Raw genomic sequence first — 22613 nt, 5'->3', positions numbered from 1 at the left:
AAATTCTTACCTCTAAACCCAGTTAAGCCGGATTAATTATAAAAAAACTGTCTCAATCTGCTTTTTTACTGCCAGAAATAGAGGAGGTTCGTCAGTATTCTCAACCAGCGCCTCATAAAGGCTTTCATAATACCACTTTTGTTTATCTCTGCCTTGTTTGAAAGACCCCCATATGTCTTCCCCGAGAGTTTGTATGCTCTCTTCCATTGATATAAGATTATGAAGCTTATCAGCACAAATAACATATTTCACTGCAAGAGAAGCTTTGCCGGCCTTGTTAATCGTTTCTGCTTTTCTCTCAGTCCAGCTTTTCTGTTTATTTGCTTCGGAGGCCCCCCTGACAAGCTCAGTTATGTTGATTCCAAATTGGTGTTCTATCTCAGTCAATTCAATTTCTGTGTCTTCCCATACATCGTGGAGTATAACAGCACAAATTATATTTGTTTTCATCTCAGGAGAGAAGTCTGTTTCTGTCACGAAGGGCTGAGCGTAAAGTGCAGCAGTAACAGGGTGGGTGACATAAGGTAAATCTGAAGTTTTTCTGACTTGTCCAGCATGTGCTTCTGATGCAAAAGCAACTGCTTTATGGATCAGCATAAAGTCCAAATAATCCACCTCCTTTATTTAAAAACGGCCAGTATACTCAATTATGATAACATAGCATAGTAAAAAGAAAAAAAGCGCCTGGTGCAAAGGCGCTTTAAAAAGAAGGGAAGCTGGAAAAGCCATTTAGAATCTTACTACTGCTGCTCCGATAATAACAAGCAGGATGAACAGGACCAGCACGAGTGCAAAGCCTCCTGTGCCTCGTGTCACAGGATAACAGTGTCCGTAGCTGTGACCGTAGTAATAACTCATCTGTAGCCACCCCCTTTCGATAAAGGGTTAATACAGAATATGTAATAGAGAGGAGCTTGTATAGTTATAGAACTAGCATCAATGAGAATTGATTGAAAAGTTGATAGATGGATAACTACATTGGAATATTCTTCGCAACAAATCGTCCTATCAGCGCATAGCGGCACTCTTTCGAGCAATGCCCGGGAAACGGAATATCCTTTAGCGTTTTTTACCTGGGACGAGCAAACTAAAGCGGCGCAGAAGCAAAAATCAACAATAGAGTTAACAGAGCATTTCGAAAAAATACATGTAAAGAAGAATAGTAAATATATAAAAAAATATCTGGATAAAGAAAACAAGCTTAAGGAGCGTATGATCAGGTAATATAATAATATATATGTAAAAAAGGAGCCTCCATTTTATGCCGAAGAAATTATTAATCAAACTCGCACTATTTACAGCGATAATATTGCTGCTTCTCTGGATAAATCAGTCCTACCTGAGATTACATCCGGAAGAAATTCAGGAAAGAATGCTTTCCCTTGGCTGGTGGGCTCCCTTTGTATTTATATTAATATTTGCTCTCCGGCCTTTTGTTTTATTTCCTGCCTCCATCCTCGCTATAGCAGGGGGTCTGTCATTCGGACCGGTCCTGGGGCCGATTGTAACATATATTGGATCTTTATCAGGCGCAGCACTATCGTTTCTTGCTGTCAGAAAAGCAGGAAAGTCTGTGGTACAGCGGAACTGGAAAGGAAAAGGGGAAAAGATTCAGCGGAGGATAGAAAAAAACGGTTTTTTCTATATCCTGGCGCTTAGGCTGATCCCGGTTATAAATTTTGACTTTGTAAGTTATTTATCAGGGCTTTCCCGGGTACGATTCAGTAAATATATCGGTGCTACGATGGTGGGAATTATACCTGGAACCCTTGCTTTTAATCTCCTCGGAGCTACCTTCGCTGATCTGGAGTGGCCACTGATTCTACTTACAGCACTCATGTTTATTATTGCATTTACAGTACCAGTCATAATAAGAAAACGCATGGAAAAGAAAAATGTCCCAATTGACCTTTTGCCAGACGAACAGCTTTAATCGTCAAAATAATAAACGAGCTGGCAGTTAGTTTGCCGGCTCGTTTATTTTTTCTTATAAAGTGAATAGCCAATCATAAGAAAGGAGAGAAGGATAAGGTACAGAAGGGAGAACCATATCCAGCTCATCCCCTGTACTATTGGCAGGGCGGCAGAGAGTCCTCCATTTACAATTATGAGCGGGTAGAACCATTCCCGCCTGAGTTTCGGGAGAAAGATAAAAAAAGCTGCTATACTCACTACCACTGAAAAGGTAACAGCCATAAAAAAAGGATATTGCCGGACCGCTTCTGCAGAGTAAAACAAATATGACGTTCCTCCAAGTAATAGTAAGGAAAATACAATATAGTCTTTATTTTCCATAGTCAGCTCCTTTCTCTGAGACATTGTTTTATCCCGATGAAATCGTCCGTAAAACTCCCACCTCAAAACATGAGTGGAAGCGAAGATGTTTAGGTGGGAGATAACGGACGCTAACATCCCGATTGGTTCAACTAACAATCAGTGGGGGATGAACAAAACCCCCACTGATTGAAGGTTCACTTTATCCTGTAACTAATGTGTTTTGGCTGCTGTTACAGCAGTTTTTTCTTCTCCGGTAATAACCGGCTTTTTACCGTACTTTGTTTTCCTGTATGATATCCAGCGGCTCGCTGTAAACATGATCAGAGCAATCCAGATTATTGAATAGGCAGCAAGATGAACAGCGGTAAAGGTTTCTCCATACAGAAAGATTCCCAGCAGAAGCATCATTGTAGGTGCAACGTACTGCAGGAACCCCATAAGTGAAAGAGGAATCCTTTTAGCCCCGGCGCCGAATAACAGAAGTGGAACAGCGGTTGCTGCTCCTGCCCCCGCTAAAAGCAAGAAAGTGGCTGTATCCCCTGCATAAAACATATCAGGTGATAAACCGTGCTGAAAGAGCAGAAAGCCGGCTGCCAGAGGAATCATTATCAGTGTTTCAAGGGCCACCCCGTTTAGTGCACCAACCTGTACAATTTTTTTCGTTAATCCGTACAGGCCGAAACTGAATGCCAGCCCTAAGGCGACATACGGGAAAGCTCCTGATGATGCTGTCAGTATTGTGACTGCTATACCAGCCATTATGACAGAGATCCATTGGATTTTGAGGAGACGCTCTTTGAGAAAAATAACGCCGAGCAGCACACTCACCAGGGGATTTATATAGTAGCCAAGACTTGCTTCTACAACACGTTCATTTGCTACTGACCATATATAAATATACCAGTTGCCTGTAATTAAAACAGCTGCGGCAGTCACTCCAGCAATCAGCCGGGGCTGTTTAAGTATTATCTTCCATTCTTTTACGAAACCTTTCCCTTTGCCAGTAAGTAACAGCAACAGGGAAACGAATATAAGGGACCAGATAATTCTGTGCGCCAGAACTTCTTCCGAAGGAACATGGTCCAGCAACTTCCAGTATAACGGAAGGAGACCCCATAAAATGTAAGCTCCTGCCCCGGAAAGTATCCCCAATTTTAAAACGTTATTTTCGTTGTTCATCCTGCATTCTCCATTCTGCTATAATAGGAAGCTATCAATTTCCTTCTCCGGATATTCTGCATACACTCTTTCAGTAAGTTACTGGAAAAGTTAATTATTCACGAAAAAAGAACAGGCCTTCCAGCTTATGCTGGTCAGCCTGATGGCATCCTTTTTCCCCGCTCTTCCATTGCATGATTATATATTTTATCATATGGAAGGTTAACGACGGGAGACTCATTTACAATCCGCTCCCTGATATTCTGTAAGACTTTTTTTCTTTGTTCAGTAAGATCTTCTGGTTCCCATTCATGGTGGAGAATTCCGTATAAATCACAGTCCCTCAGCCTCAGAAACAAAGAAATTTTTTCTATTTCTTCGAGAGGGAGATAGTTTTCCGGTAAATAACCTTTCAGAAATTCGGTGAGAAATTGTTCACTGAATGAATTGCGTTCTTCTGTTGTCCCCTCAAACATCCAGACAGAATAATATAATGGCATTGCCAGGTCGTGAATGAAATAATGATAGGCGCAATCGTCAAAGTCGAAAATCCAGAGCCGGCTGTAATCATAGAAAAAATTACCTGAATGAAGATCAGTGTGAGTGAGGCCATAGACGTTCTCGGTTTTAGGCAACGCAGAAATCCTGCTGATTAACTCGTACGTTTTATTTCTCACATCAGGGTCTTGTGGCATAAAATCTGCAAACATTTTGCTGGACATTTCCATATAATCTTCTCTCAGAGCCGGGAGGGAAGGTGATGGCTTATATTTACCTGTCAGCCTGTGAAGCTCGCCCACGGCCTTGCCCCAATCGAAGAAGAGATTAAGATTATTTCTGTTTTCCGGGATTTTCACTGCCTGGCCTCGAGCTTTTTCAAACATACTGACAAAGAAAGATGTACCACCGGTTTTAATCTCCTCCATAAGTCTGCCGTTCCTGGAGGGAAGGGGAGCGCAAACTGCTGCACCTTCACTTTCTAAATAACGAAGCCAGTCCAGCTCAGCTTCTATTTGCTCTCCTGAACGGTGACTTGAGTGGCAGAATCTTAATATAGCTTCCTGATTAATATTGTTGTGAACTCCGTAAATGAAATTCTCGAAACCTGCAAGTTCAGTTAAAGATGTCTTATCTGCTGAAAATAATTCGGCACCTTTATGAAGTATCTCATCGGTAAAATATTTTTTCGCTTCTTTTTTCATCAGCTCCACTGTCCCTTCATTAAATGAATCAATTTCATAATTCAAGATTTTCATCATTAATACAAACATTATCTTAAAATGTTACTTTGTTGTTCAATTTGCGCTACAGACGGACGCGTTCTGCGGGCACGGCTTCAACTAATTTTTGACGGCTGAACACCGTCAAAAATGGATTTTCAGCTTCTCATGCTTTTCCCGCAGGAACGAGCATCTTCTTCACCGCAAATGCCTCAAGTTGTCTCGACGGATATTCTACGGAGCTAAGCTGGCAAAACTCTTTTTGCGACGAGTAACCGCAGGAGCAGGTCTCTTTTGCGACGAGTAACCGCAGGAGCAAAGGAAGAGACAGTCGCCGTCTTACGCTGCAATCGAAACATAATGTTTCCGACTTTTTTATGCAAAGTCTATATATGAAATCACTCAAATGTATAATAAGTTAAATTTCCCCGTCCCGGGCCCAATTTCCTTTTCTTTTTAAATTTTTGCTGTGTTGCTGATGTAATTATTCGAGCGTATCATGGATGGAAAGCAGTTCATAGAATATGACAGTTTTGGCATGGAAGTGATGGAAATAGTCCCCGCTTTTTTTCTGCCCTGCAGTAAAGTCATATTTCAAATATTGATCGACCTCATTAATAGTATGATAGTAGCTATCTGAAAAGTCTCCTTCCAGATTTCCGAAATAATAAGCCATGTAACCAGCTGATTTACTCAATAACTTTTTTTCATAATCGTTAAAACCAGCTTTAGCATCCACATGTACATACTGGAGATTCCCAAGGTGGAGAACAGCCCTCTGCAGAATATGGAGCTGTTTTTCCAGATCTGCGAGATTCCGGTAATCACTGTAACGAAAACGGTGGTACTTCCACTCTTTTTTCTGAAAAATAATCAGTTCTTCTGACCTGTCAATATTTTTTCTTAATTTACTGTAGTCTTTCTTATGTGATTCGCTGTGCTGAAAGTGTTCTTCGTCAATAAATTGATTTACTGTTTTTGTTAGCAAATCGGCAAGATCCCGTTTATGAATCTTCATCCTTTCTGAGGCAGTCCCAGTATAATCCGGAGGAAGAAGCAGAAGATTTATCAGTGTAGATACAGTAAGGCCAATCGTTGTTGTACCCAGCCTCGTGAGAAATGCAAGAAAAAAATGGTCATGCACGTCTGGTATCATCGCAACTGAGGTAAGTGCAGCTACGAGTGTTCCTTGTTCCAGGCGAAGTTTCTGGCAAATATAGATAGTAAGTGTTGCCGCCAGGGCAAATGTCAGCGGCGAAGGGCCGAGCACAGATACAAAAAAGACGGCCAGCGCTGCCCCGATCGCTGAGGCAGGAAAACGGACCAGCCCCTTTTTTATAGAATCGGAAGCGGTGGGCTCGAGTGTAACAATTGCTGTAATAACTGCAAATACAGCTGGAAACCCGAGTGCATTGCAAACAGCGGCCGTGAGGAAAACCGCCACTCCGGTTTTCAGCACCCGGTGCCCAATCCATTTGTTTGTAAAGTTCTTAAGGAGCAGCATAATTTATCACCTGGTTCCATATTACTTCATCTGTTATGTTAATCATCGTATTTGCCGGCAACTTCAAGAAGGACTGTTAACCTGTGTTTTGTTAATATAAGGCTCTTTTCTACTAAAAGTATACCATTCTCTTAAACTACATCTCTAAAGTAAAATAAGTTATAATAGGAACTGGAAACATTTGTTCTCTTATTTCTGTCTTTGCTTATTTAATCAGCACAATTTTTACTTTAAAATAGAATACAGACATATAAACCAGGAGGCCGCTGGACTTACCGGCCAAGTTGACGGAAGAGGTGATTAATATGTCAGTGACGTTATATCTGGGCCGTGCGGGCACTGGGAAAACAACAGCGATTATTAATGAAATCTGTGAAAAATCAATCTCAGAGCCAACAGGCAGGCCAATTATATATATCGTGCCTGAACAAATGACTTTCCAGTCTGAAATGGCACTTGTTAATACGAAGCAAAAAGGAATGACAAGGGCGCAGGTTCTTAGTTTTTCCCGGCTTGCACTGAGAGTTTTACAGGAAACAGGCGGCATATCACGGTATTTTATCGAGCGGACCGGAATACATATGCTGCTGCGGAAAATTATTGAAAGAAAAAAAGAAAGCTTCAGGGTATTCTCTAAAGCTACTGATACGAACGGTTTTATCGACCAGCTCGAACAAATGCTTTCCGAGCTGAAAAAGTATGATATTTCCCTTGAAACACTGAATGAAAATTACGAGCATCTGAAAAGCAAAGAAAACAAACGCCCACAGGAATTTGTCCTGGAAGAGAAACTTCATGACATGCATATTATTTTCAGTATGCTTGAACAGGAACTGGCCGGCAAATATCTTGGTTCAGAGGACTATTTAAGCCTCCTTGCTGAGCAAATCCATAAATCAGAATACATTCGTGAAGCCGAAATTTATATTGACGGTTTTCATAGTTTCACACCTCTGGAGCTGAAGGTTTTTGAACAGCTTATTATCCATAGCAGGGGAGTGGTTACCGCCCTTACGCTGGACAGGAATTATGAGTCCGGAGAGATACTGAACGAGCTTGATTTATTTTTCGAAACAGCAGGAAGCAGCCAGGTGATTAAACAAATCTGTAAAGCAAATGATACTGAGATTAACGAACCAGTAATGTTCTTCGAAACAAAACGCTTTAAAACTCCAGCGCTTGCTCACCTTGAAAAATATAATGAGGTTCGTCCTCCTGTGCAAAGAGAAGACAGTGAAGGGATCCACTTAATTGCCGCAGTAAACCAGCGGAGCGAGGTCGAGGGTGTTGCCAGGGAAATTCTCCAGCTCGTCAGGGATAAATCATACCGTTACAATGACATCGTTATCCTTCTCAGAAATATGAACGATTATATGGACCTACTGGAAACGATATTCGAAGACTATGAGATACCTTTGTTCATGGATAAAAAAAGATCAATGCTCAATCATCCGGTCATTGAATTTATTCGTTCCTCACTTGATATCATTCATGGGCACTGGCGATATGAAGCGGTCTTCCGCTGCCTGAAAACAGACCTTCTTTATTCTGCCGAAGAAGATACTTCCAGTATGAGAGAGAGGGTTGACCAGCTTGAAAATTATGTTCTTTCCTATGGCATCCAGGGTTCGCGATGGTACAGCAAGGAGCCATGGACATACAGGAGGATACGGACTACTGCAGAGGATGACAGGGGTAAAACAGAGGCGGAGAATGGATTTGAGCAGGAGATTAATCTGCTGAGAGAACAGCTTACCGCCCCGCTTATCGTCCTGGAAAAAAGGATGAAGCGGGCGAAATCAATTCAGGAAAGATGCGAAGTGCTGTACAAATTTCTGGACGAAAATAACATACCTGAAAAACTGGAGCGGATGAGGGATAAAGCTACCGAATCGAACGATCTGCAGAGTGCGCGGGAACATGACCAGGTCTGGTCGGCAGTGATCGATCTTCTTGATCAAATGGTGGAAATGGCCGGGGAGGAAAAAGTATCCTTCGATTTATTCCGGAATATGCTTGATACTGGCCTCGAAAGTATGGAGTTTTCCATTATACCTCCAGCCATCGACCAGGTGATCGTGGCGGATATGTCCCGTTCACGTGTTTCCAATGTCCGTTGTGCGTTTATTATGGGTGTGAACGAGGGTGTCATTCCGGCGAAACCTGAAGAAGGAGGGATAATTGCTGAAGACGAGCGGGAATTTCTCCAGAGCGAAGGGATGAACCTTGCTCCAGGCAATACAAGCCAGCTTCTGAACGAATCTTTTTTAATTTATCTGGCCCAGTCCACTCCATCGGAATGCCTGTACTTTACTTATCCACTTGCAGATACAGAGGGGAAGAGCATGCAGCCTTCCATCATCTTAAGGAGGCTCACAGACACTTTCCCGAAACTGGAGGAAAAGCTGTGGCTTCATGAACCTACGGATATGACAGAAAAAGAACAGCTTCATTTTATCAGCAGTCCGGTGCGGACGTTATCGTATTTAAGCTATCAGCTTCAGTCTTGGAAAAAAGGCTACCCTGTCCCTGAATTCTGGTGGGATGTGTATAACTGGTATGCAGAAAAGAATGATTGGGAAAGACCGTTAAACCAGGTGATCGAAAGCCTTTATTATAAAAATGAAGCGAAACAGCTCCCAAAAGAAACAAGCCAGGAACTATACGGAACCCATATCCTTACAAGCGTTTCAAGAATGGAACAGCATCAGCAGTGTCCTTACGCCCAGTTTGTTAATTACGGCCTGAAGCTGAGAGACAGAGAAACATACAAACTGGAAGCTCCTGATGTTGGGACGCTTTTCCACGCAGCTTTAAAAGAAATGGCAGACTTTCTCAGAAAACAGGGGCGGGATTTTTCTAATTTAACGAAAGGCGAGTCCAAAAAACTTGCTAAACGAATCGTCGCTGAGCTTGCTCCGAAAATACAGCGTGAGATTCTGCTCAGTTCCAACAAGTATAATTATATTAAACAAAAACTTGAGGAAGTTGTAGCGAGAGCTTCCGCAGTTCTTGCGGAACAGTCCAGAGCATCCGGGTTTTCACCGATAGGCCTTGAAGTTGCATTCGGGCCAGGCCAGGAGCTGCCCCCATTAACGTTTAATTTAGGGAATGGCTGTACGATGGAACTGGTAGGAAGGATCGACCGTGTAGATAAATCCCAGGACAGTTCCAAGGGCCTCCTTCTCAGAGTGATAGATTATAAATCCAGTAAAAAAGATATCCGGCTTACGGATGTTTATTACGGACTTGCGTTACAAATGCTTATCTATCTTGATGTGATTGTCAGCTTCTCAGAACAATGGCTTGGCGCTGAAGCAAGTCCTGCAGGTGTTCTTTATTTTCACGTGCATAACCCCCTCGTCCAGTCGAACGAAAGCCTGACTGCCGATCAGATCGAGGAAGCGCTGTTTAAAGAATTTAAAATGAAGGGGCTTCTCTCCGCTGATCCGGAGATAGTCAGGATGATGGACTATGAGATAGGAGACAGTGGAGGAAGATCGAAAATCATCCCTGCCGGCCTGAAAAAGAATGGGGAATTTTACGCAGGTTCTTCGGTAATTTCTGAGAACGATTATTCTGCGTTGAGAAATTATTTGAGAAATAAAGTTGCGGAAATAGGAAGGTCTATAACTGACGGAGTAATAGATATTACCCCGGTAAAGGAAAAACAGAAAAATGCCTGCACCTTCTGTTCGTATCGTTCATTGTGCCAGTTTGATCCGTCTATCGAAACGAATGAATTCCGCAGGCTTCCAAAGATGGAAACAGATGAAATACTTGAAAAGATGCGCAGAGAAGGAGGGGAAAATGATGAAGGTAAGTCCTAAGCCGGCAGATGTCACCTGGACAGATGACCAGTGGAAAGCGATTGATGCAAGGGGAAACAACATCCTTGTCGCGGCAGCGGCAGGGAGCGGTAAAACGGCGGTACTTGTGGAAAGAATCATCCGCAAAGTCATCAGCGTGGACAATCCTGTGGACGTGGACAGGATGCTTATCGTTACGTTCACAAATGCTGCAGCTGCTGAGATGAGAAGCCGGATCGGGGAAGCTCTTGAGAAGGAACTGAAGAAAAATCCCGCTTCCCTTCACTTGAGGCGCCAGCTGTCCCTTCTTAACAGAGCTAATATATCGACCCTTCATTCCTTCTGTATGAAGGTGATTCGCCAGCATTATTATGAAGTGGAAACAGACCCTAACTTCCGTATTGTGGATGATGCGGAAGGAGAGCTCATCAGAGAAGAAATTATTGACGAGCTATTTGAGGAAGAGTACGGAAAAGAAGACAACACCGAGTTTTATAATGTGGTGGACAGATACAGCGGTGACCGAAGTGACGATGCACTCCGGTCACTTGTAAGGAGGCTGTATGATTTTTCCAGGTCCCACCCGGACCCTGGAGAGTGGCTTGATGAAATGGTACGGATTTATGACCTGGAAGACGCTGAAACGATAGATGACCTGCCATGGACAAAAGAACTGCTGGAGGATGTAAAGCTTCAACTGTCAGGGGCCCTGTCCTGGATTAATAAAGGGATCGAGCTTGCTTCTCTGGCCGATGGACCTGCTAAATATATGGAGAATCTTACAGAGGATAAGGGGTATGTGGAACAAATTGTCCACGCCGCTAACTGGGAGGATGTCTATTATGCTTTTCAGCGAGGCGGGTTCGGGCGTCTGAAGTCCATCTCAAAAAAAGACGAAGTAGATGAAGTGTTAAAGGAAAGAGTGAAAGGGCTCAGAGACCAGGCGAAAAAACAGGTGGAGGCAGTAAAACAGGATTTATTCCTTAAATCACCGGATACGATGGTGGACGAGCTTAAAGCGATGGCGCCGTCTGTTGCCACACTCGTGAGGCTCGTAAAAGAGTTTGGCAGAAGATATGCATCAGCTAAAAAAGAAAAAGCGCTGCTGGACTTCAATGACCTTGAGCATCTTTGTCTTGAAGTACTTGGGAAAAAAGCGGCTGAAAAAGGGTCATGGGAACCCACGAGGACGGCAGTGGAATTTCAGGAACATTTTGAGGAAGTGCTTACAGACGAATATCAGGATACAAACTTTGTGCAGGAAACAATTCTCTCTTTGCTGTCCACCGGCAAAAACCGGTTTATGGTAGGAGATGTAAAGCAGAGTATATATCGTTTCCGCCTTGCAGAGCCTTCTTTGTTTTTAAATAAATATAAGACGTATCAAAAAGAAGGGGAAAGCGACGGGTGGCGAATTGATCTTGCAAAAAACTTCCGGAGCCGCTGCGAAATTCTTGATGCGACAAACTATGTATTCCGCCAGATAATGGACGAAGCTGTTGGTGAAATTTCCTATGACGATGATGCGGAACTGCGGCACGGAAACATGGATTATCCGGACCAGGACGGTCTGGAAACGGAACTCGCGATTATTAATAAAGGTACTCCGCTCAAAATGAAAGAACCAGGGGATGAACAGACGGAACTGGAGGAGGATCTGGAGACTTCCCAGATGGAAACACGTTTTATTATTGATAAAATAAAGCAGCTTATCCAGTCCCAGTACCCGGTATATGATAAAAACTTGAAGCGCACACGACCTGTAACTTACAGAGATATCGTGATCTTAATGAGATCAATGCCCTGGGCGGCAACGATGATGGACGAATGTAAAAAAGAAGGCATACCAGTGTATGCTGATTTATCCACCGGTTATTTTGAAGCTGTGGAAGTACAGGTGATGATGTCCCTTCTGAAAGTGATCGACAATCCGTATCAGGACATTCCTCTTGCTTCTGTACTCAGGTCACCTATGTATAATTTTGATGACAGGGAACTTGCCCATATCAGGATTATGGAAAAGGGTAAGTCTTATTATGAAGCACTGAAGACGACTGCTTCCGAATCCCCGGATCTTAACATAAGGGACAAAGCGTCTCATTTTCTGGACAGGCTCGAGAGCTGGCGGACAAAGGCGCGATCCGGCGCACTCTCTGATTTAATCTGGGAGCTCTACAGGGAAACAGGCTATTTCAGCTATGTCGGCGGGATGCCTGGTGGAAAACAGCGCCAGGCGAATCTGCGGGCGCTCTATGACAGAGCGCGAGCTTACGAGTCCACATCGTTCAGGGGGCTGTTCCGCTTTCTGAGATTTATTGAACGGATGCAGGACAGGGGCGACGACCTGGGAGCAGCCAGAGCCCTTGGAGAGCAGGAAGATGTCGTCAGAATCATGACGATCCATAAAAGTAAAGGGCTGGAGTTTCCGGTTGTTTTTGTTGCAGGAATGAATAAAAAGTTTAACATGAGAGATTTGCATTCTCCTTATCTTCTTCATAAAGATTTAGGTTTCGGGTCAAAATTTATTGATCCTGAACTAAGGGTTTCTTATCCAACCCTGCCGCAGCTGGCGATCAAAAAAAGGATGCATCTGGAAAGCCTCGCTGAGGAAATGCGTGTGTTGTATGTAGCGCTAACTAGAGCAAAGGAAAAACTTTACCTTGTAGGAACGGTTAACGAAGCGGAAAAGTCCCTGGAGAAATGGAAGGAGTTTCTTCCTGAACCGGAATGGCTGCTGCCAGCTGTGGACAGGCAGAAAGGCAGCTCATACCTTGACTGGGTAGGGCCTGCAGTATTACGGCACCGCTCGGCCCGGGAGATTTTAGCTGGAGAAGTCGGGGAACCGGCTGCTTCAGGCTCAGAAATATACAGTGACGCTTCAAAGTGGGCTGTACAGATCATTGAACAGGAAGATTTCCAGAAAACAGCGGAAGAAATGCCAGATGAAGAAAGCAGCATGGAATGGTACCTGAAAAAACAGATGCCAGTCCCTGCTGAATCGGAAAAAAGGGAACTTGTTAATAAACGACTGGAATGGCAGTATGGCTACCTGGATTCTTCTGTTCACCGCTCGAAACAGACGGTGAGTGAGGTGAAACGGGAAGCAGCGGATGAGTACACAGACACTGCGCTTATAAAAGGATTTAAATCGGAATATGCGGCACGTCCAAAGTTTCTTCAAAAGAAGACACTTAGTCCTGCAGAAAAAGGAACCGTGATGCATGCAGTTATGCAGCATATTTCTCTCGCCAGCCAGCCATCACAGGAAGATGTAGAAAAAAAGGTTTTCATGATGGTGGAGGATGAATTGCTGACTAAGGAGCAGGCAGAGTCTGTTGATACAGAAAAAATCAGCAGTTTCTTTACTACTGAGCTGGGACAACAGCTGCTTCTGGCTGAATGGGTGAAAAGAGAAATTCCATTTAATCTTGGGATGCCTGCTTCAAAAGTATATTCCGGATGGGATCAGAAGCATGATGATAACATACTGATCCAGGGGATTGTTGACTGTGTATTCCGGGACAAAGATGGAAAGCTCGTCCTGATAGATTACAAAACTGACAAAATTGAAGGACGGTTTAATGGCGGCTTTGAAGAAGCACTGCCTGTATTAAAAGAACGCTACGCAGTACAGGTAAAGCTTTATTCAGAAGCCCTTGAACAAATCTGGGGCGAAGAGGTAAGCCAGGTTTGCCTCTACTTTTTTGACAGCGGAAAAGCGATATCTATGAAAAAAGGGGAGTAAGTAATGAGATTGCTGCATACAGCCGACTGGCATCTCGGCAGGACACTGGAAGGAAGAGACCGGCACCCTGAGCATGAAGCATTTCTGGAAGAGCTTCAGCAGATCGTGAAAGATGAAAATATAGACGCCGTACTTATGGCAGGAGATGTTTTTGATTCTGTTAACCCTCCTGCCAGATCGGAGGAATTGTTTTATGAATCCATGGCCCGCCTGACTGCAGGAGGTGATATACCTGTTGCAGTAATAGCGGGAAATCACGATCACCCTGACAGGCTTGGGGCTGCACGTTCGCTCATCAAAAAACAGAATATCTCTGTGCTTGGTTATCCTTCCGAAGAAAAAATGAGGATTTATGTACCAAGGCAGGAACAGTTTCTTAATATTGCAGCCCTTCCGTACCCTTCAGAATCAAGGCTCAAGGAAAGCTTCGTGGAGGAAGGGGATGAAGAGGGGCTTAGAGATGCATATGATGTGAGGATCCAAAAGATTTTTGAGGAGCTTACGAAAGACTTTACAGATAAAGAAGTAAACGTGGCAATGAGCCATCTGTTTGTTGCCGGCGGAAGCAGCACGGAATCAGAACGGCCCATTGAAGTAGGCGGAGCCTATACAATAAGAGGGGTCAGCCTGCCGGAAAATGTTCAGTATACAGCTCTTGGGCACCTGCATCGTCCGCAGAATATAAAACACTCTATAAAGCCTGCCAGGTACTCCGGCTCTCCCCTTGCCCTTAGTTTTTCAGAAGCAGGCTATGCCAAGTCTGTAACCGTCGTGGATATCAATGCTGGTGAGGAAGCTGTGACAGAAGAAATATTTTTAAGCGCTGGGAAACCTCTTGTAAGGTGGAGAGCAACCGAAGGGTTAAAAGAGGTTCTTACATGGATGGAGGAAAAAAGAGACGCTGATGCATGGATTGAGCTGGAAGTCCATATGGACAAGTCTCCTTCTATGGAAATGATTCATCAGATGAAAAAAGAATATCCTGGTCTGTTGACAATCCGGCCTGTCTTTCCGGAAGAGCAGGAAAAAGCGATGGAAGGCGGAACAAAGCAGCTTCCTGTGGATGAGATGTTCCGAAGGTTTTACTCCAGGCAGACCGGGGGAGCCATACCTGATGAAAAACTAACCGCGTTATTTTTAGAGCTCGTCAATGAGGTGGAGACAGAATGAAGCCGTTAAAACTTACTGTCAAAGGACTGCACAGCTTCAGGGAAAAACAGACGGTAGATTTCGGGACTCTGTGCGAAGGTGGAGTTTTTGGCATATTCGGTCCCACCGGCAGCGGGAAATCTTCCTTGCTTGATGCTATGACACTGGCACTCTATGGAAAAGTGGAGCGGGCCGCGAACAATACTACCGGGATTATGAACCATGCCGAAGACACGCTTGCTGTATCGTTCACTTTCCAGCTGGGCCATGGCACCAGGGCCAGGAGCTACGAGGTGGAACGGACTTTCAAAAGAGCCGGAGAAACCAATATCAGATCGGCAACGTGCAGGTTTCTTGATGTGACTGGGGATCCGGTTGTAATTGCGGATAAAGCCGGGGACGTGACACGGGCTGTGGAAGAGCTCCTCGGGCTGTCCATCGACGACTTTACAAGAGCGGTAGTTCTTCCCCAGGGTAAGTTTTCCGAGTTTCTTTCTCTGAAAGGGAGCGAGAGAAGGCAAATGCTTCAGCGTCTTTTTAACCTGGAGAAATACGGAGACGAGCTCATTAAAAAACTGAAAAGCCGGCTTATGAATACAAAGCATAACAAAGAACTCATAGAGAAAGAACAGCTCGGCCTTGGAGAAGCTTCCCGTGAAATGCTGGAACAGGCAGTGAAGAAAGTACAGGAAATTGAGAAAAATATCGAAAAGGAACAAAAGAAAAGGCTTTATCTGGAAGAGAAGCATCAGGAAGAAAAAGAAATTTTAAAGCTGCAGAAAGAGGCGGAGGAAGCGGAAAAGGGACTGGTTTCCCTCAGCAATAAGAGGGAGCAGATTCTGGAGGCTGAACGTTCTTTAAAGGAGGCACAGGAAGCCGCAAACCTCCTTCCATATCTCAGGGAAAAAGAGGAAGGACTGGCAGCCAGAAGAGAAGCGGAGCTTCAAAAAAAATCCGCCCTTGAAAATCTGGAAGCAGTGATAGATAGGAAAGAAAAAGCGGAAGCTGACTGGGAAAAATGGAGACAGGAAAAGCTCGCCCAGGAAACGCCTGCAAAGCTGAAGCTGGAGGAATTGAAGCGGGCGGAGGAAGAACAGTCTGCCCTCGCTGAGGAAGAAAAAGAAATACGTTCAGCGAAAACGGAAGCGGAAAACCTGAAGGAACAGCTTACTGCTCTGGAAGACAAGTTTCAAAAAGCAGTGAAAGATAAATCAAGGTATGAAGATGTGAGGAAAACACTTAAGGAAGAGCTGGAGTCACTGGAAATACCGGACGGAAAAAGAAAGTATCTTTTTACAGCGGTTGATGAAAAAAGAAACATCCAGCAGGCCATTTCCTCTATGGAAGAATTTAAGCAGGATCTGGAAAAGCTGCAGCTTAAGGAAAAGAAGAGTGCGGAAGAACTGAAAGAATCTGAACAGTCGCTTGGCCAGCTGAGAGATAAGCTGTCACAAACTTTCAGCCAGATATTCCAATGGTATGAAAGAATAGCAGAAGAAGAAAGAGAAATCCAGCGTTCCATCATATTTCTGGAAGAAGAAAAACGGGGTCTGGAAAGGAAACACCGCCATATTCTTGCAAAATCACTTCGTGAGAGCTTAACAGAGGGAGAGCCATGCCCTGTTTGTGGTTCTGTTGACCACAATGTTTCACAGGAGTATATGGAGACGGAATCTGAAGAAAACGGACTATCTGAAACGATAGATTTCCTTATCACGGATATGAACGGAGAAGAGAGGGAAATTCAGCTTTATAAATGGAAGCTGGAAGAAAACTCTGCAAAGCTGAAAGATTTCGTCAGTGAAAGTGAAGCCGCAGCTGCTGAAGAGCAGACAGAACCACTGATTAAGAGTTTCAAAGATGTATCCTCTGCAGAGTGGAAAGAACAGTGGGAGGCCGGCAAAAAAAGACTAAGTAAAGAAAAAGAAGCGGTCTCAAGACTTTTGCAGAGTATTACAGACTATTTACAGCAATTTGAGCAAAACAAAGAAGTTTTGAATGAGAAAAAATATAGTCACACAGGAATAGAAGAGCGCATCAAAGAGCTATCCGAAAAACTGGCTGAATATAAGCGGCAATACGAGGAACAGGTAAAACAGTGGAATGAAAAATATACAGACCTTAGTTTTGACACAGCAGATGCGGAACTGGAGAAACTGTATGAACTGGAAGAAAAGGCTGCTAAACACAGAGAAAGAATCGAAAACAGCACGCCATTCATAGATAAAAAACAAAAAGAAATAGAAGAGATTAAAGAGGAGATTAACAGATGCAAAGTGAAACAGTCTTCTGTCACCTCAGATATATCCCACAAGGAAAAAAGCAGTGCGGAGAAAAAGAAGCGAATATACGAAATCACTTATGGAGAACAACCAGCTGTACTTATTAAAAGCCTTAATGAAAGCCTGAAAAAAATGATGGAAGCATTTGACCAGGCGGAAGAAAGACTTAAAAGGGAACAGGAAGCTCTCAGGAACTCGGAAGAAAAGAGAGCCAAGGCTGCCGAAGCATATCTTCAGGCGGAAGCAAGGCTTGAGAGGGCTGAAAAAAACTGGTCCGAACAGCTTGGCAAAACGAACTTTGCCACTGAGGAAAGTGTCCTTGCAGCAAGTTTGCCGGATAATAAACAGAACGAGCTGGCCGAAGTTATTGAAAAACACAGAAACGAGAAAAGAAAACTGGAGATTCAGCTCGACCACTCCCTGAAACAGCTTTCCGGGCGTACTGTCACGGAAGAAGTGGTTAACAAAACGGCAGAACAGCTGCAGGAGTCTGTAAACAGGCTGAACGATCTTCAGGCAGAGAGTGGCGGAGCGGGAGAGGCTCTTAAGGAAATCGAAAAGCGGGTAACCCGTTTTGAAGAGCTGGAAAAGCAACGGGAAAAACTTGTTTCTGAATATGAACAGCTTTCTGCTCTGGATCATGTATTCCGGGGAAAAGCATTCGTGGAATTTCTTGCGGAAGAACAGCTTGTCCAGGTGAGCCGTCACGCATCAGAAAGACTTCACTCACTAACGAGAGGCCGGTATGCGATTGAAGTGGATTCTTCCGGAGGGTTTGTGATAAGAGATGATGCTAACGGGGGTATCCGCAGGCCTGTTACAACCTTGTCAGGAGGGGAAACCTTCTTAACGTCACTGGCCCTTGCATTGTCATTATCCGCCTCCATTCAGCTGAAAGGAGAACATCCACTTGAGTTCTTCTTCCTGGATGAAGGTTTCGGAACATTAGACCAGGAACTTCTGGATACTGTTATAACAGCACTGGAAGGCCTGCGGACAACCCATTTATCCGTTGGAGTGATCAGCCACGTGCCTGAATTAAGAGAAAGATTGCCGAGAAAGCTCATTGTGAGTGCAGCAGAACCAGGAGGGGCAGGCAGTACTGTAAAAATAGAATCGATGTAAGTTGAAGAGGCTGGGAGAAACCAGCCTCTTTTTTTGGCCATAAAACGAACTCACCCTTTTTCCAGCCGGTTACAGCTTCAATGAGATTACTTTACAGAGTAAGGGACAGTTGTCTGCATATACGTTCTGTATTAAGACAGTGGCTGTCTCATTATACACTTACGGTGCAAGAGGGTGTGAAGGAACTATCACCTTGGCGGGTAAGGGATTTATGTGTATGTGAATCATGTGTCAGAAACTCTTACATGCCCAAATATCATAAATTTTTAAAAAATTTGAATTTAATGTTGACGTTCTTTCACTCGCTGTTATACAATACAAAATATAAAGTATACTGTATTATAACAAAGGCGGTGAAAACATGAACTGTGAAAAATGCCATGGTAATGGGGAAATTACCTGTTATAAGTGTCAGGGTCATTCATTGAGTCACTATTCCGCTTCACCTGCTGAAGAACATTGTAGTAACTGTAATGGTACAGGAGAAGTTCACTGCACACACTGTTATGGTAATGGAATTATTGATTAGCGAAAAAGTTTAGGAGTGATAACTTTGAAACTAACTAAAAAATTCTCTGTGCAAGGTCCGGTAAGTGAAGCTGCGGAGAGAATACTCACAGAGGAGGCATGTTGTTTCATTCAGTGCCTCCATGAAAAATTTGAAACAAAAAGACAGGAATTGCTGCAGAAAAGAAAAGTAAAACAGGAGCTTATTGATCAGGGGACTCTGCCTCACTTTTCCGGTGACACCGAGCATATCAGAAAAGGTGACTGGAAGGTTAAGCCTGTGCCTGATGATATTCAGGACAGGAGAGTTGAAATTACCGGTCCTGCGGGAAGCCGTAAAATGGTAATTAACGCACTCAATTCAGGAGCAAAGGTTTTTATGGCGGATTTCGAAGATGCTAATTCTCCTTCCTGGGAAAATTGTATCAACGGGCAGCTGAATATGTATGATGCTGTCAGAAGACAGATTGATTACAAAGCGGAAAATGGAAAAGAATACAAGCTTACTGATAAGCCTGCAGTATTATTTGTCAGGCCGAGGGGCTGGCATCTTACAGAGAAACATTTCCTTGTCAACGGTGAACCTGTCTCAGCATCCCTTTTTGATTTCGGATTATATTTTTTCCATAATGCGAATGAGCTGGTTTACAGAGGAACAGCGCCTTATTTTTATCTTCCTAAAATGGAATACCATGAAGAAGCTGCACTATGGAACGAAGTATTCCTGTTTGCCCAGAAAAGATACGGGTTCCCAAAAGGAACCATCAAAGCGACCGTACTTATTGAGACGCTAACAGGAGCATTCGAAGCTGATGAAATACTGCATGAATTGCAGGATCACAGTGCAGGGCTGAACTGCGGCAGATGGGACTATATTTTCAGTTACATTAAGAAACTGAGAAACCATGAAAACTTTCTCCTGCCTGATCGTTCAAAGGTGACCATGACTGTAAATTTCATGAGAGCTTATTCTCTGTACGTTATTAAAACATGCCATAAGCGGGGAGCGCACGCGATCGGCGGGATGGCTGCACAGATTCCTGTAAAAAATGATGAAGAGAAAAACAGGCAGGCCATTAAAAAAGTGCAGGAAGATAAAGAAAGAGAAGTAAAAGACGGGCACGATGGCACATGGGTCGCACACCCTGCATTAGTCCCGACTGCACTGGATGTATTCAATGAGTTTATGCCTGCAAAAAACCAGTTATCCAAACAGCTGGATGATGTTGAGATAACAGCCGAAGACCTTCTCGCTGTACCAGAGGGGGAGATAACAGAAGAAGGCCTTCGCTCAAATATATCTGTTGGAATACAGTATGTGGAAGCCTGGCTCAGAGGCCATGGGGCTGTTCCAATAAACAATCTCATGGAGGATGCAGCTACTGCGGAAATATCGCGAACTCAGGTGTGGCAGTGGATATTCCATCGAGAAGGCATTTTAAACGATGGGCGGAACATCAGCCTGGAGCTGGTGGAAACCTTCATAGAAGAAGAAATGGAAAAGCTTAAATCGCAGCTTGGTGAAGGCCTGTTCAGTAAGGGTAAATTTGCACAAGCTGAAAAACTATTTTACGAGATGGTAAGCAAACAGGAATTTGAAGAATTCTTAACAATAAATGCATATGAATTCCTACTAACAAAAAAGGAGCTGGTATAAATGAACAGAACAGAAGCAATTAAGGAATTAGAACAGAGCTGGTTATCAGAAAGATGGGCGGGAGTGGAACGGCCATATACAGGAGAGGATGTAATTAAGCTAAGAGGATCTTTAATGGTTGAATATACACTGGCGCGCCGCGGAGCTGAAAAACTTTGGGGAAAAGTAAACGGGGACAGCTATGTAAAAGCACTTGGAGCGCTTACTGGAAATCAGGCAGTCCAGCAGGTAAAGGCAGGTCTTGAAGCGATTTATTTAAGCGGCTGGCAAGTTGCTGCAGATGCGAACCTGGCTGGCCAGATGTACCCGGACCAGAGTTTATATCCTGCCAACAGTGTGCCACACGTAGTAAAAAGGATTAACCAGGCGCTGCAGCGCGCTGACCAGATTGAATACAGCGAAGGCTACGAAGGCAGAGACTGGTTTGTGCCAATCGTGGCAGATGCGGAAGCCGGTTTCGGGGGGCATCTTAATGTATTTGAACTGATGAAAGGTATGATTGAATCCGGAGCTGCAGGTGTTCACTTTGAAGATCAGCTGTCCTCTGAGAAAAAATGCGGACATCTTGGCGGAAAAGTATTACTTCCGACACAGCAGGCTGTTGGAAACTTAGTATCTGCCCGATTAGCAGCAGATGTAATGGGTGTGCCTACCGTAATCATCGCACGTACAGATGCGAATGCTGCAAATCTGATAACGAGCGACATCGATGAATACGATCATGAGTTCATTACTGGAGAAAGAACTTCGGAAGGTTTTTACCGTACAAGAGAAGGCCTCGATCAGGCAATTCACCGCGGGCTGGCTTACGCTCCTTATGCTGATATGATCTGGTGTGAAACTTCTGAACCAGATCTTGAAGAAGCAAGACGGTTTGCTGAAGCGATCCATGAAAAATACCCTGGAAAGCTTCTCGCATATAACTGCTCGCCTTCGTTTAACTGGAAGAAGAAACTGGATGATGAGACAATTGCTAAATTCCAGGATGAACTGGGCAAAATGGGTTATAAATTCCAGTTTGTTACTCTTGCCGGCTTCCACGCTCTTAACCACAGCATGTTCCAGCTGGCTAAAGGTTATAAAGAGAGCGGAATGGCAGCATATTCTCAACTCCAGCAGGCAGAGTTCGCCAGTGAAAAGGATGGTTACACAGCTACAAAGCATCAGCGTGAAGTAGGAACAGGTTACTTTGATAATGTTGCAACAGTTATTTCCGGAGGAAAATCCTCTACAACAGCTCTGGCAGGTTCCACTGAGGAAGAGCAGTTCACTACCTGATAAAAATGTTAGGTGAATTGGTTCCTGTTATGTGGACAGAGACAATAGTAAAGAGGATTCTAAGCGGCTTTAGCTCTATATTCTATAGGGCTGAGGCCGTTTTGGTATCTTTTTAGCGAATGTGCTAATTTGCGGCTTGCCTCCTTCCGCTGTTTCTCTATTTCTCCATTGTAAACAACTGAATTTTATCCTGTTAGCGGAACGTGAAACAACTGTGTTTTTTACCTGTTATTAACAGGTCTTCAGTTTAACAAAATGATTACCTGTAATCCTGTTACTCGTACGCATAACAAAAAAGTTCAAAAAGTTGTAACAAAATGGTGAAAAAAATATGACTTTTCCAATCAAATTGTACACTTTTTCACTGAAAAAATTTATAATCAAGATGGGGAAATCAGCAACAGGGGGGAGTAATAATAATGATATATCACATTTTGACAGCAGAAGAATGGGAAGCAGCGTTGAAAGAAGAGCAGTACTGGCCTGAATCTGTTGACGAAGAAGGTTACATTCACTGTTTTACAGACCAACAGTTAAAAACGGCAGACGGCAGTGCCTATCCGCCAGGCAAGGAGCTCGTTCTGCTTAAGATTGATTCAGCAAAGCTTGATAACCTGGTTATATTTGAGGATCTGAACGAATCTGGAACGATGTATCCGCATGTTTACGGATATTTAAACCTGGATGCTGTTGTGTCTGTAACGCAGATCGCTAACAATGATACAGCTGATCTGACAAAGTATATTAGAGAAGCATAAGAAAGACTGAGCAAAAACAGTTTTTTCAAATAAATGAGGTTCCATATTATCGTTTGGTAATTGGAATCTTTTTTTGTTGGTCGTTAAGGAAGCATCCTTGAGTTCTGTTATTATGAGGGACTATAACTTTAGCGGAAGAGATCT

At 43.7% G+C, this 22613-nt stretch carries 15 protein-coding genes; 9 read left to right on the top strand and 6 right to left on the bottom strand.

The genetic code is table 11. The features are described from left to right. Positions 1-36: 36 nt before the first annotated feature. On the bottom strand, positions 37-597 hold the full coding sequence (locus BK582_RS20560; protein ID WP_218190746.1) for an HD domain-containing protein: 561 nt from the start codon (positions 595-597) through the stop codon (positions 37-39). Between the two features lie 132 nt (positions 598-729). Then, positions 730-858, bottom strand: a complete 129-nt coding sequence (locus BK582_RS20555) for a YjcZ family sporulation protein (protein WP_078596823.1) — start codon at positions 856-858, stop codon at positions 730-732. Between the two features lie 120 nt (positions 859-978). Here BK582_RS20555 and BK582_RS27705 point away from each other — a divergent pair, with 120 nt between their 5' ends. Next, entirely contained in the window at positions 979-1224 is a 246-nt protein-coding gene (locus BK582_RS27705) for a hypothetical protein (protein WP_078596822.1), read from the top strand. A gap of 37 nt (positions 1225-1261) precedes the next feature. After that, the gene (locus BK582_RS20545) at positions 1262-1933 is read left to right on the top strand and encodes a TVP38/TMEM64 family protein (protein ID WP_078596821.1); all 672 of its coding nucleotides are present in this window, start codon (positions 1262-1264) and stop codon (positions 1931-1933) included. 44 nt (positions 1934-1977) lie between these two features. On the opposite strand, the gene BK582_RS20540 is transcribed toward BK582_RS20545, so the two are convergent. The 4 genes from BK582_RS20540 to BK582_RS20525 form a co-directional block, all read right to left on the bottom strand. Beyond that, on the bottom strand, positions 1978-2295 hold the full coding sequence (locus BK582_RS20540; protein WP_218190745.1) for a hypothetical protein: 318 nt from the start codon (positions 2293-2295) through the stop codon (positions 1978-1980). Positions 2296-2487: 192 nt separating this feature from the next. Then, complete coding sequence (gene rarD / locus BK582_RS20535; RefSeq protein ID WP_078596819.1) at positions 2488-3456, bottom strand: EamA family transporter RarD; 969 nt, start codon at positions 3454-3456, stop codon at positions 2488-2490. 134 nt (positions 3457-3590) lie between these two features. Then, positions 3591-4694, bottom strand: coding sequence for a phosphotransferase enzyme family protein (locus BK582_RS20530; protein WP_218190744.1), 1104 nt, complete (start codon positions 4692-4694; stop codon positions 3591-3593). A gap of 445 nt (positions 4695-5139) precedes the next feature. Continuing rightward, on the bottom strand, positions 5140-6159 hold the full coding sequence (locus tag BK582_RS20525) for an FUSC family protein (RefSeq protein WP_078596817.1): 1020 nt from the start codon (positions 6157-6159) through the stop codon (positions 5140-5142). 305 nt (positions 6160-6464) lie between these two features. On the opposite strand from BK582_RS20525, the gene addB reads away from it, so the two are divergent. The 7 genes from addB to BK582_RS20490 all read left to right on the top strand — a co-directional run bounded on the left by addB (position 6465) and on the right by BK582_RS20490 (position 22469). Next, positions 6465-9989 carry a helicase-exonuclease AddAB subunit AddB gene (gene addB, locus BK582_RS20520; RefSeq protein ID WP_078596816.1) on the top strand — a complete coding sequence of 1175 codons (3525 nt, stop codon included), beginning with the start codon at positions 6465-6467 and terminating at the stop codon, positions 9987-9989. Next, a complete protein-coding gene (addA, locus tag BK582_RS20515; protein ID WP_078596815.1) occupies positions 9973-13713 on the top strand; it encodes a helicase-exonuclease AddAB subunit AddA in 3741 nt (1246 codons plus the stop codon). The genes addB and addA overlap by 17 nt, the downstream gene beginning before the upstream one ends. A gap of 3 nt (positions 13714-13716) precedes the next feature. Further along, positions 13717-14883 (top strand): exonuclease SbcCD subunit D, encoded by a 1167-nt coding sequence (locus tag BK582_RS20510; RefSeq protein ID WP_078596814.1) that lies wholly within the window; start codon positions 13717-13719, stop codon positions 14881-14883. Continuing rightward, complete coding sequence (locus BK582_RS20505; protein ID WP_078596813.1) at positions 14880-18269, top strand: AAA family ATPase; 3390 nt, start codon at positions 14880-14882, stop codon at positions 18267-18269. The genes BK582_RS20510 and BK582_RS20505 overlap by 4 nt, the downstream gene beginning before the upstream one ends. Before the next feature lie 553 nt (positions 18270-18822). After that, on the top strand, positions 18823-20433 hold the full coding sequence (gene aceB, locus BK582_RS20500) for a malate synthase A (RefSeq protein WP_078596812.1): 1611 nt from the start codon (positions 18823-18825) through the stop codon (positions 20431-20433). Beyond that, entirely contained in the window at positions 20434-21711 is a 1278-nt protein-coding gene (aceA, locus tag BK582_RS20495; RefSeq protein WP_078596811.1) for an isocitrate lyase, read from the top strand. A gap of 419 nt (positions 21712-22130) precedes the next feature. Next, positions 22131-22469, top strand: a complete 339-nt coding sequence (locus tag BK582_RS20490) for a DUF952 domain-containing protein (RefSeq protein WP_078596810.1) — start codon at positions 22131-22133, stop codon at positions 22467-22469. The last annotated feature ends 144 nt before the right edge of the window (positions 22470-22613 follow it).

The organism is Evansella clarkii (genome assembly GCF_002019695.1).
GTDB lineage: Bacteria > Bacillota > Bacilli > Bacillales > Salisediminibacteriaceae > Evansella > Evansella clarkii.
The sequence above is the reverse complement of the archived record's forward strand: the minus strand, read 5'-3'. Positions and strand labels throughout refer to the sequence as shown.